10 protein-coding genes and 1 tRNA gene are annotated in these 9,817 nt (G+C 59.8%); all 11 read right to left on the reverse strand.

Going from position 1 to position 9,817, the window contains the following annotated elements:
- Positions 1-69: 69 nt before the first annotated feature.
- The 11 genes from R6U20_RS12545 to R6U20_RS12595 all read right to left on the reverse strand — a co-directional run bounded on the left by R6U20_RS12545 (position 70) and on the right by R6U20_RS12595 (position 9,542).
- On the reverse strand, positions 70-246 hold the full coding sequence (locus tag R6U20_RS12545) for a hypothetical protein (protein ID WP_410338188.1): 177 nt from the start codon (positions 244-246) through the stop codon (positions 70-72).
- Positions 247-370: 124 nt separating this feature from the next.
- Positions 371-1,618 (reverse strand): ATP-dependent RecD-like DNA helicase, encoded by a 1,248-nt coding sequence (locus R6U20_RS12550; RefSeq protein WP_410338189.1) that lies wholly within the window; start codon positions 1,616-1,618, stop codon positions 371-373.
- 47 nt (positions 1,619-1,665) lie between these two features.
- Complete coding sequence (locus R6U20_RS12555; RefSeq protein ID WP_410338190.1) at positions 1,666-3,162, reverse strand: NAD(P)H-binding protein; 1,497 nt, start codon at positions 3,160-3,162, stop codon at positions 1,666-1,668.
- Between the two features lie 83 nt (positions 3,163-3,245).
- Positions 3,246-3,335: transfer RNA gene (locus tag R6U20_RS12560), tRNA-Ser, on the reverse strand.
- 121 nt (positions 3,336-3,456) lie between these two features.
- Complete coding sequence (atpG, locus tag R6U20_RS12565; protein WP_410338191.1) at positions 3,457-4,371, reverse strand: ATP synthase F1 subunit gamma; 915 nt, start codon at positions 4,369-4,371, stop codon at positions 3,457-3,459.
- Positions 4,372-4,431: 60 nt separating this feature from the next.
- Positions 4,432-6,066: a F0F1 ATP synthase subunit alpha gene (gene atpA / locus R6U20_RS12570; RefSeq protein ID WP_410338192.1), complete on the reverse strand. Its 1,635-nt coding sequence runs from the start codon at positions 6,064-6,066 to the stop codon at positions 4,432-4,434.
- 92 nt (positions 6,067-6,158) lie between these two features.
- On the reverse strand, positions 6,159-6,713 hold the full coding sequence (atpH, locus tag R6U20_RS12575) for an ATP synthase F1 subunit delta (RefSeq protein WP_410338193.1): 555 nt from the start codon (positions 6,711-6,713) through the stop codon (positions 6,159-6,161).
- Positions 6,714-6,782: 69 nt separating this feature from the next.
- Positions 6,783-7,292 carry a F0F1 ATP synthase subunit B gene (gene atpF / locus R6U20_RS12580; protein ID WP_410338194.1) on the reverse strand — a complete coding sequence of 170 codons (510 nt, stop codon included), beginning with the start codon at positions 7,290-7,292 and terminating at the stop codon, positions 6,783-6,785.
- Positions 7,293-7,563: 271 nt separating this feature from the next.
- Positions 7,564-7,794, reverse strand: a complete 231-nt coding sequence (gene atpE, locus R6U20_RS12585) for an ATP synthase F0 subunit C (RefSeq protein WP_410338195.1) — start codon at positions 7,792-7,794, stop codon at positions 7,564-7,566.
- A gap of 132 nt (positions 7,795-7,926) precedes the next feature.
- On the reverse strand, positions 7,927-9,102 hold the full coding sequence (atpB, locus tag R6U20_RS12590) for a F0F1 ATP synthase subunit A (RefSeq protein ID WP_410338196.1): 1,176 nt from the start codon (positions 9,100-9,102) through the stop codon (positions 7,927-7,929).
- A gap of 143 nt (positions 9,103-9,245) precedes the next feature.
- On the reverse strand, positions 9,246-9,542 hold the full coding sequence (locus R6U20_RS12595) for a hypothetical protein (RefSeq protein ID WP_410338197.1): 297 nt from the start codon (positions 9,540-9,542) through the stop codon (positions 9,246-9,248).
- Positions 9,543-9,817: the final 275 nt, after the last annotated feature.

Consider the following 9,817-nt stretch of genomic DNA (forward strand, 5'->3'; position numbering starts at 1 on the left):
TAATCCTGAATTCTTCAATTGCCTCCTGGTCAGAAGCATCGAAATCCTGGATGGCTTCCCGTATTTCGTTTATTTTATCCAGCATATCACCATCAGGGCATAACCGATCGCGTCGCCAAGCTCGAACAGGCCGGCAATCGCCCAACCCGCGGCGATCGCAACGCCGAAGATCTGCGTGGCCACGAACACGACCGCACTCACGACAGTCAGGATATTGCCCTGTGCGGCTGGTTTCGTGATTGCCACGTGGCGTGGTGTCGATCCGGTTCAGGTGGATGCAGAGGCTTCAACGCCTGAGGCGACGTAGTGGCGTAGCTCCGATGCTTCGTATCCCCCTGTAAAACCAGCCTTTCGAGGCGAAGCTACGCCTCTACACGAGCATAGCGAGGCGGCGCGAGGGCCGCGTTACGGCCACATAGAGCAGGGCATGCTGCTCGGGCCCCCGACAGACCTGCAGGTCGCGGTAGTCCACAAAAACGGTGTCGAAGGTGGAGCCTTGCGCTTTGTGTACGGTGGAGGCGTAGGCGTAATCGACCTTGGCGAACTGCTCGCGCAGGCTGTAGTAGCGATCCCACTTCTTGTGGTCGTCTTTGGCGTCTTCGCGACGACGGCGCAACGTATCCTGATAGCGCTCTTGTTCGTCGTCGTGCAGCACCGCAATATCGCGGCGAAAGTCGTCGTGGATGCCCCGCACCTTGAGCGTCCACACCTTCCAGGTGCTCATATCGTCGCCCTCAACGCGCTCTTCGGTGATGGCCTCCACCCGCACTTCTTCGCTGTTTTTGATAAGCGGACGCTGATCGTGAAACCACGTTTCGCGGGCTACAATCCACTCGCCAATCTCAAAGCGGGCGGCCTGCTCGCCGTAGCGTTCAGCCCGCACGCGGCGGTTATAGGCACGTACGGTCTTGTTGCGATAGGCCAGGATGCGCGCGTGTTCGGGATTCGTGCGGAACGTCTCGCTCGTGAAAGCGCGCACCAGGCTCCCAAAAAACTGGTTGTCGTTGTGGGTGATGGCCACGCCTTGCCCGTCTTCGTACTTGCTACGGAAGCCGTGCCAGCTGTGGTTGCGCACCTTGGTGGCCAGTTCCAGCACGGGGTTGCCTTCGGCCTGCCGATGCACGGTTTCGAGCGTGGGCCCCGGTACCTGAAGGGCGGGCGACTCGTCTTCGTTTACGGGTGGAAGCTGCGCCGGATCGCCCACGAAAAGCCACTGCACACGGTCGGGCGTGGCCTGAATGTACTGCCACTCATCGCGCCCCACCATTGAGGCCTCGTCAACGACGACGATGCTGGCCTCCATGTCGCGCTCCTTGTCGTCGGGCACGAGTTCATAGTCGCCCTCGCCATCGGGCTGCAAGCGCAATCCCAGAAACGCATGAAGCGTCTGGGTGGGCACGCCTACGCTGAGGTGATTGCGCAAGACTTGCACGGCCTTGTGAGTCGGAGCGCACACGTACACAGCGCACTCTTCGTTGTCGAGCTGCTCAACGAGCTGGCCCACGACAACGGTTTTTCCCGTGCCTGCGTAGCCACGGAGTCCGGTAAGGCGTTCGCCTTCCGCAAGGCGGTTGTAGACGGCATCGTAGGCAGCCTGTTGGTCGTCGGTGAGAGTCATGGAGGATGGTTGTTGATCGAACGCGAGAAACGTATAGAGCGGGCGAGTTACAGACGCGAGGGGGTGGGCGTCGGCGCAGGCTGCGCGTTGGAACGCCGATCGGCCAGGTGCTGCAGGTGGCGCCCGAACCCGTTCATGACGAGCAGGTGCGCCACCGCCTGTGTAGCGTTGTACACCTTCCAGGGCAGCATGGGCGAAAAGTCGTGGATGGCCGCCAGGATGTGCGTGCCGTCGGCAGTGCGGCGAAACTCCAGGCGGCCCGCGTTGTGGGCGCCATCGGGCATGCGCGCCAGGAGACCGCCCGTCACGTAGAAGAGCTGGCGTCCGGTGGGACTGCGGTCGGGCGCGTAGCTCAGCTCCAGCAGGGTTATGCCGAGCGGTTTCAGTTGGATGCGGCACACGCGTTTCCTTGCTACGGTGCATCGCAAGAGCGGCCCGCCAATGCGTGGCAGCCAGCGCATGTACTGATTGGCTACGTCGCGTGCCGTGTATCCGGACGGAAGCGGAAGGCGCTGCACCGAGCGCACCATGCTCTGCTTTCGCATCAGCGCCTGGTCTTCCGACCGCAGCGCCGACCGCGGGTTCGGATACGGGCGTCCGTTTTCGTCTACAGCAGAGCGCAGGCCCTGCTCGAATGTGCGCATGCCGGGGCGCAGTTCTTCTTGCAGCGGATTGGAATCGACCGCGGCCTGGTACCGCAGGCTGTCCACGAACGGACTCACGAGTGCCCACGGTGCACCACTGAAGAGCCAGACCCACAGCTTAGAGAGACGCGGCGAGGTGACGGGTACGGTGCCCATAGGCCGCGACAGCCCCAGCACACGAGCGGTCCGCTTTAGCATCTCCCGATACGACATCACGTCTGGACCGCCCAGGTCGTAGGTGGCGCTATAGTGCCGCCTGGTGCCGAGCACGTGCTCAATGGCGCGCACCACATCGGCGCGCACAATGGGCTGCGTTTTGGCGCTGGTCCAGGACGGCAGAATCATAATGGGCACACGCCGCACCAGATTGATGAGCATGCGAAGCCAGGTGCCTCCTCGCCCTACAATGAGCCCGGCGCGCAGGGCCGTGAGCGGTGTTTTGCAGGAGGCCAAGGCGTTCTCAACCTCGCGGCGGCTACGCAAGCGTTGAGGCAAATTGTCCATGTCGGGCACGAGACCGCCCAGCGTGATGATCTGCTTCACGTTCTGTGTTTCGGCAGCACGCGCCACGTTATCCGCCAGGAGCAGGTCCAGATCAGGGGCACGCGCTTGCGTGAGGCGGGCCGAAGCGTGGAGCGAGTGCACCAGGTAGAGCACGTAGTCGACGCCCTGCAGCGCCTGCTGCACCGCATACGGATCGAACAGGTCGCAGTGGCGCCATTCTACGGGCGAATCGCGGCGGGCGTTAGACTGCTTCCGCGCGGGCGATCGGGTGAGCGCGCGCACGTGGTAATCACTGGCCAATGTGGTGCGGAGCGCCGTGCCAACGAATCCGGTAGCCCCAGCGATGGCCACAACAGGGCGGTTGGAAGCAGTGGGGAGCGACGCGGCGCCAGCCATAGTGGGATACAGGGTGTAGGCCGGAAGGTGTAGGCGGAGATGCAAAAAGCCAGCCTCGGGGATGCCCGAGACCGGCTTCGTTGCGGAGAGGGAGGGATTCGAACCCTCGAAACGGCGATAAACCGTTTACTCCCTTAGCAGGGGAGCGCCTTCAGCCACTCGGCCACCTCTCCATAGCGTACAGTATGTATGATATGCGTTTGTCGTTTGTTGCGTACGCTGCACAGGCAACAGCAGGTTCCAGAGGCTGGAGCGCGGAACTGCGCAATTCGTATCAACAATTTATGATTCGTCTTACGATCCGAGCGCTTCGGCCCCACTTGAGATGTCAAGGATCTCCATCGTAATGGCATTCTGCCGGGCGCGGTTGTACTTCAGTTGCAGTTCGTCGCGCAGCTCCTCGGCATTGCTCGTGGCGTTATCCATTGCTACCATGCGGGCCCCCTGCTCTGCAGCGTTGGACTCCAAGAGCGCACGCCACATCTGGTAGTTAAGGAAGCGCGGCACCAGCGCCTTCATAATCTGCTCCGCGCCGGGCTCAAAGATGTAATCGACTTCGAGTGTGTCGTCGATTTCGGGGACATCGTCTTCCTCCTCCATCACGGGCGTAAGGAACTGCTCCTTGGGGAGAGGCAGAAGCGGCTCCACAATGCGGTTCTGGGCAATTGTATTCTTGAACTCATTGTAGACCATATCGACATGGCCCCAGATGGCCCGATCGAAGCCCTCACGGGCGGCCTCTACCACCTTTTTAGCGAGGCCGAAGCTGAGCCCATCAAACACATTGCGGAAGTCACCAACCAACTGGTAGTCGCGCCGGGCAAAGTGCTCATGGCCCTTGCGCCCCACACAGAGCAGGTACAGGTTGCCCTGTTTCCGCTCAGTGGTATACCGGGTCTCGATTTCATGCTCCGCCTTTTTGATGACGTTACTGTTGAACGCACCTGCGAGCCCACGGTCGGCCGTAACAATGATGAGCAGCACACCGTCTGTATCCGGCTGCTGAAAGAGCGGATGCCCCACATCTTCCAGCTTGTCGGTGAGGTGCCCAATCAGTTCACGCAGCTTGTAGGCGTAGGGGCGCGCTTCGAAGATGCGCTCCTGCGCACGGCGGAGCTTCGCAGCAGCCACCATTTTCATGGCGCGCGTTACTTGCTTCGTATTCTCAATCGAGTCGATCCGATTGCGGATGTCGCGGAGGTTGGCCATAAGCGGCAGGGTTGGGGCAAACGAGGTGGATACAGCACGGCGTGGTCGGCACAGACAGTGTTAGAGCGCCTCCAACAACTCGTCGCTGTCCTCTTCTTCTTCGTCGTCGGCGATGTAGGTCGAAGCCACATCGGCCACGATCTCACGGATTTGGGAGGCGGCGTCGTCACTCAGCTTCCCACTTTTGCGGATGTCCTCAAGGACGGATTCGTACTGCGTGCGCATCCGCTCAAGCAGCGCGTCCTCGAAATCCTGAATGTCTTCGACCGGCACTTCGTCGAGCAGGCCCTCGGTGGCGGCATAGATGATAACGACCTGCTCCTCGGCAGACAGCGGCGAGAACTCGTTCTGTTTTAGAATCTCGACCATGCGCTCGCCTCGGTTCAACTGGCGCTGCGTGGAGGCGTCGAGGTCGGAGCCGAACTTGGCAAATGCCTCCAGCTCGCGGTACTGCGACAGGTCAATGCGCAGCGTACCGGCCACACTCTTCATGGCTTTGATCTGCGCGTTCCCCCCCACACGACTGACCGACGTACCCACGTCGATCGCGGGACGCACGCCCGAGTTAAAGAGGTCGGTTTCGAGGTAGATCTGCCCGTCGGTAATCGAAATGACGTTAGTCGGAATATAGGCAGATACGTCGCCGGCCTGCGTTTCAATAACAGGAAGCGCCGTAAGCGAACCGCCCCCTTTAACGCGGTCTTTTAGCCCCTCGGGCAGGTTGTTCATGTCAGCAGCCACCTCCTGGTTGCTGATGATCTTGGCCCCGCGCTCCAGCAGACGGCTGTGCAGGTAGAATACATCGCCCGGGTAGGCTTCGCGTCCGGGCGGGCGGCGCAGCAGCAGCGAGAGCTCGCGGTAGGCAACGGCCTGTTTCGAGAGGTCATCGTAGGCAACGAGCGCATGGCGTCCCGTATCCCGAAAGAACTCGCCGATGCACGCGCCGGCGAACGGCGCAATGTATTGCAGCGGAGTGGGCATGGAGGCTGAAGCGTTCACGATGACGGTGTACTCCATCGCATCGTTGCGCTCCAGGGCGCGCTGCACCTGTGCGACCGTCGAGTCTTTCTGCCCGATGGCAACATAGATGCAGTAGACGGGCTTATCCGTATCCTGCGTCTGCTGCTGATTAATGATGGTGTCTACAATGACTGCCGTTTTCCCAGTCTGGCGGTCACCAATCACGAGTTCGCGCTGCCCGCGTCCAATGGGCACCATCGAGTCGATGGCTTTGAGGCCAGTTTGCAGCGGCTCGGTGACGGGCTCGCGATAGATGACGCCGGGCGCCTTGCGCTCCAGCGGCATATCGATGCTGTCGCCCTCGATGGGGCCTTTGCCGTCGAGCGGACGTCCGAGCGGGTCAATGACGCGGCCCAACACGTTTTCGTTGACAGGGACCGACGCAATTTTGCCGGTACGTCGTGCTTCGTCGCCTTCGCTGACTGCATCGACCTCGCCAAAGAGCACAACGCCGACGTTGTCCTCTTCAAGGTTCAGCACCATGCCACGCACGCCCGAATCGGGAAACGTGACGAGTTCGCCTGCTTGGACGTTCGAGAGGCCATAGAGCGTGGCGATGCCGTCGCCGGCCTGGAGCACCGTGCCTACCTCGTAGACATCGGCATCGGCGTCGAAGCCCCCCAGTTCGCGCTTGAGGACAGACGTTACTTCGTCTGGTCGAATAGCAGTAGACATAGCGGAGTGGTGTTAGCGGAGTAAAATGGTACAGGTGTGAGGGCGCCGTGCGCAGGATTGCGTGGCGCAGCATGTGTTAGGGCAGGGTGCAGTTAGGCTGCTGCAGGGCGCGGCGCATGAAAACGCGAGCGCAGCGCTTCCAGTTTGTGGTGTACGCTGCCATCGTACACGCGGTCGCCAACCTGGATAACCAGGCCGCCCAGAAGCGACTCGTCGACACTGATGTCGAGGCGAACTGAAGCCCCGGTGAGCGATTCGAGCGCCTCAACCAGTGCATCGCGTTCATCCTCGTCGAGTTCGTGGGAGGAGCGCACATCTACTTCGACGATACCTTCTTGCTCATTACGCAGCGTGCGGTACGCGTCCAGGATGTTGGTTACGAGCGTGGCGCGCTGCTTTGCGATGAGCAGCTTCAGGAAACGCATCATCAGTTCGCTCACATGGTCAGGGAGCAGCGCCGATACGACACGTTCCTTCTGTTCGGCAGAGAGCACGGGGCTGGTAAAGACCCGCGCCAGTTCATCATTTTCGGCAAGCGTGGTGTAGAGCACATCCACATCATCGTCGATGGTGGATACTGCGTCTGAATCATGCGCCTCCTCAATCAGGGCGGAGGCGTAGCGCGTAGCGACCGTGCGTTGGCTCATAGCAGAAGGGGGAAAGCAGGCAGGTCCAGCGAGTTCAGCAGACCAAGGCGGCCTGCGAGGCTGGGTGCGTTAATTGGTAGGAAGCTCCTCAATGAAGTCATCGACCAACTCGCGATGGCGGTCGGCATCGAGATCGGCCTGCACAACTTTGCGTGCGGCCTCGATGGCCAGGTCGGCTACCTCGTCGCGGAGGTCATCGAGCGCGCCTTGTTTTTCGCGCTGGATTTCGGCCTGGGCCTGTTCGCGCATCCGAGTGATCTTGTCTCGGGTCTTGTCGAGTTCCTCTTCGCGAAGCTCTTCAGCAGCTTCGCGCGCTTCCCGAATAATGCGCTGGGATTCGCGCTCGGCCTCGCGGCGTTTCTTTTCATTTTCGGCTTGCATAGCCCGGGCTTCCTCCAGTGCTTGCTCGGCCCGCGTCATCGAGTCTTCGATGCGCGACTCGCGCTCTTCGAGGGCTTCGGTAATCGGCCCCCACCCGAACTTGTACAGCAGCAGCAGGAAGATAACAAACGCAAGGGCCTTCCAGAAAAAGAGGCCGGCAGACGGCTCAATGAGGCTTTGGGCAAGATAAAAGGCCATGACACAGAGTAAGCTTAACGGTAACGAGCGGAGGCAGTGTCGAGCACAGCGCCGCCTATGCAGGCGGGGGTGCCGAACCTCCGAAAACGGCAGGGTCGAAAGCGTGCCGAAGCGCATGGTTGCGCATCAGCACAGGCAAGCCTAAGGTGCTATGAGCACCAATCGTGCAGGGCCACCCTCGGATTTTTGAGCCATGCATCGCGCATGAGGCAATGCACAGCCCATGAACATGAAGGGGCCCTGCACACGCAGGCTTGCGGAGTCGGGCTGCTTAGGCAAGGAAGACCAGCAGCAGGCAGATCACGACGGCAAAGAGGGCAACCCCCTCAATCAGGCCGGCGGATACAATCATGAGGCCGCGGATGTCGCCAGCCGCTTCGGGCTGACGGGCCGCACCGTCCATGGCAGCATCAGAAAGGCGGCCGATGCCATATCCGGCACCAATGGTAGCAAGACCGGCACCAATGCCGGCGGCGAGGTATGCAAGAGCAGCAGGGTCCATGGTAGTATGTAACGTGTTGGCGTAAAGAAACAAGCGATTGTTAAGAGTAACTACGAGGCCAAAGGGGCCCCGCCTGACATAGCGCAAGCCGCGCTGCCAGTGAGTGGCCCTGCCCAAAGCGGGCAGGCCGGCTCAGTGTGCCGATGCAGGGGCCGTGGCGGCCTGTTCTGCATCGTGACGCGAAGAAGCCGGAGCCTCTTCGTCGTGACCGTGGTCGTGCTCTTCAACGGCCATGCCAATGAAGAGCGCCGACAAAATGGTAAATACGTACGCCTGAATGAAGGCAACCAGCAGCTTGAGCAGCAAGACAAACACCGTGAATCCTGTGCTAATGATACCAGCGCCCCAGGCAGCGGCTCCGGTCGTGAAGAGTACATTCATCACGAAGACCACTCCAATCAGGCTAAAGATGATGAGTGCTCCGCCCATCATGTTCGCAAACAGACGAATCGCCAGCGCCACATGACGTGTGATAGCGCCCATAATTTCAATGGGGATCAGAATGATCCGGATCGGCCATGGCGCATCGGGCGGGCCTAAGAGCAAGTGCTTCCAGTAATCGCTCGTCGCGTAGACTTGCCCAATGATAAAGGTCGAGAAGGCCAGCATGCCTGTTACGGCGATGTTGCCCGTGGCTGATCCCGAAAAAGGCACCAAGCCTAAGATGTTTGCGGCCAGGATGAAGAAAAAAGCACTTAGCAGATATGGCAGAAAGGTTTTGTATTTCGGGCCGATGTTGGGCTTGGCCACCTCATCGCGCAGAAAGACAATCATGACCTCCATCATATTTTGGAGGATGCCACGCGGTGCTTCGCTTCGCCCCACGCCACGCTTGTACCGGTTTGCCAGTGTAATAAACACAACAGCTACGATACCCATGGCCAGTAACCCGAACATAAAGTGACGGGTGATCGAAAAGTCGGCCACAATTTCTCCCTGGTCAGCACGAGCTACGGTTCCATACAGATGCTTTTTCTCATCCATGAGCGCGTCCAGTTCAGCGCCCTGGGTTACGAGATTAGCATCCTCATCCTCGGGATCCTCATCCTGGGGATACACGCCGTAGCGTTCCGACTTGAGTAGGCGCTTGGTCGTGAGGGCCCCGTCAATACCGAGGCTGCCCTCCGCATCCCGAACCAGGAAAATACGCGGCAGCTCAATGCTCCCAAAAGGATTGAAGTCGAGATAGTAGCCATCGGCAGCGTGGCCGATGATGGCCCGGTTCACGACATAATCCAGCGTAAGCTCGTCGTCGGCCGCTGCGGCACGCGCCTCAGCAGGCTCGGAGGCATGAACGGCAGGAGCCATGAGTGGAGCCGCCAGGCCAAGAAGCAAGACCAGCGCAGCCCAGAAAGGACGACAGCGAAAGATGCAATCGGATCGATTCACCGAAAAGGTACCAGTCAATGTCAAAAATGTAGCGAAGAGGATTTCGGAGCAGCAAGGGGGCGCTACGCCTTCTCAATACGTTTCCATACGGCAGCCAGCTCCACGCCCATGCTAAGCAGCAGCGCGCCAAGCAAGGCGCTTACAAAAGCAAGAGTATGCACAGGCAGCCAACGCAGCGCAAGAATGAGTCCCAGCACTACGATCAACGCACGCAGCATGATGCCTCGCACGGTTGCCTGCATCGCGTTGGGAATCGAGTCCGCTTGCAACGCCGCGTGATGGCTTATCCCACGCACAACACTACTTAGAACGACGATACCACTGCCAAGCAAAACGCTGAACCACCACGAAGAGATCATGGAAGAGATCATGCAATCGGGGGCTGCGCCAGGGGAGCACGGCACGCACTGTGCCAGGACCCTTCACGGGTGTAGCAAGCACTTACGCAATGCAACTCTGAACGTAAAGCACCACGCGGTGGAAGACTTATGAATAGCAGTGAATAATAAATGAATGAACTATCAGCGCGGATTAGAGTCCATCCACCACCGCACATTAACGCCAAACGATTAATGCCTCGGTAGCGGTTGAATTATTCAATGACTGCTAAAGGCATGCACGCTGAACACAGCCA

The sequence above is a fragment of the Longimonas sp. genome, from assembly GCF_046498435.1.
Classification (GTDB): Bacteria; Bacteroidota; Rhodothermia; order Rhodothermales; family Salinibacteraceae; genus Longimonas.

Coding starts and splice junctions, on each gene's coding strand:
- R6U20_RS12550 (WP_410338189.1), bottom strand. CDS start 1,618: ATGACTCTCACCGACGACCAACAGGCTGCCTACGATGCCGTCTACAAC.
- R6U20_RS12595 (WP_410338197.1), bottom strand. CDS start 9,542: ATGATCTCTTCGTGGTGGTTCAGCGTTTTGCTTGGCAGTGGTATCGTC.
- atpH (WP_410338193.1), bottom strand. CDS start 6,713: ATGAGCCAACGCACGGTCGCTACGCGCTACGCCTCCGCCCTGATTGAG.
- R6U20_RS12555 (WP_410338190.1), bottom strand. CDS start 3,162: ATGGCTGGCGCCGCGTCGCTCCCCACTGCTTCCAACCGCCCTGTTGTG.
- atpB (WP_410338196.1), bottom strand. CDS start 9,102: ATGGCTCCTGCCGTTCATGCCTCCGAGCCTGCTGAGGCGCGTGCCGCA.
- atpA (WP_410338192.1), bottom strand. CDS start 6,066: ATGTCTACTGCTATTCGACCAGACGAAGTAACGTCTGTCCTCAAGCGC.
- atpE (WP_410338195.1), bottom strand. CDS start 7,794: ATGGACCCTGCTGCTCTTGCATACCTCGCCGCCGGCATTGGTGCCGGT.
- atpG (WP_410338191.1), bottom strand. CDS start 4,371: ATGGCCAACCTCCGCGACATCCGCAATCGGATCGACTCGATTGAGAAT.
- atpF (WP_410338194.1), bottom strand. CDS start 7,292: ATGGCCTTTTATCTTGCCCAAAGCCTCATTGAGCCGTCTGCCGGCCTC.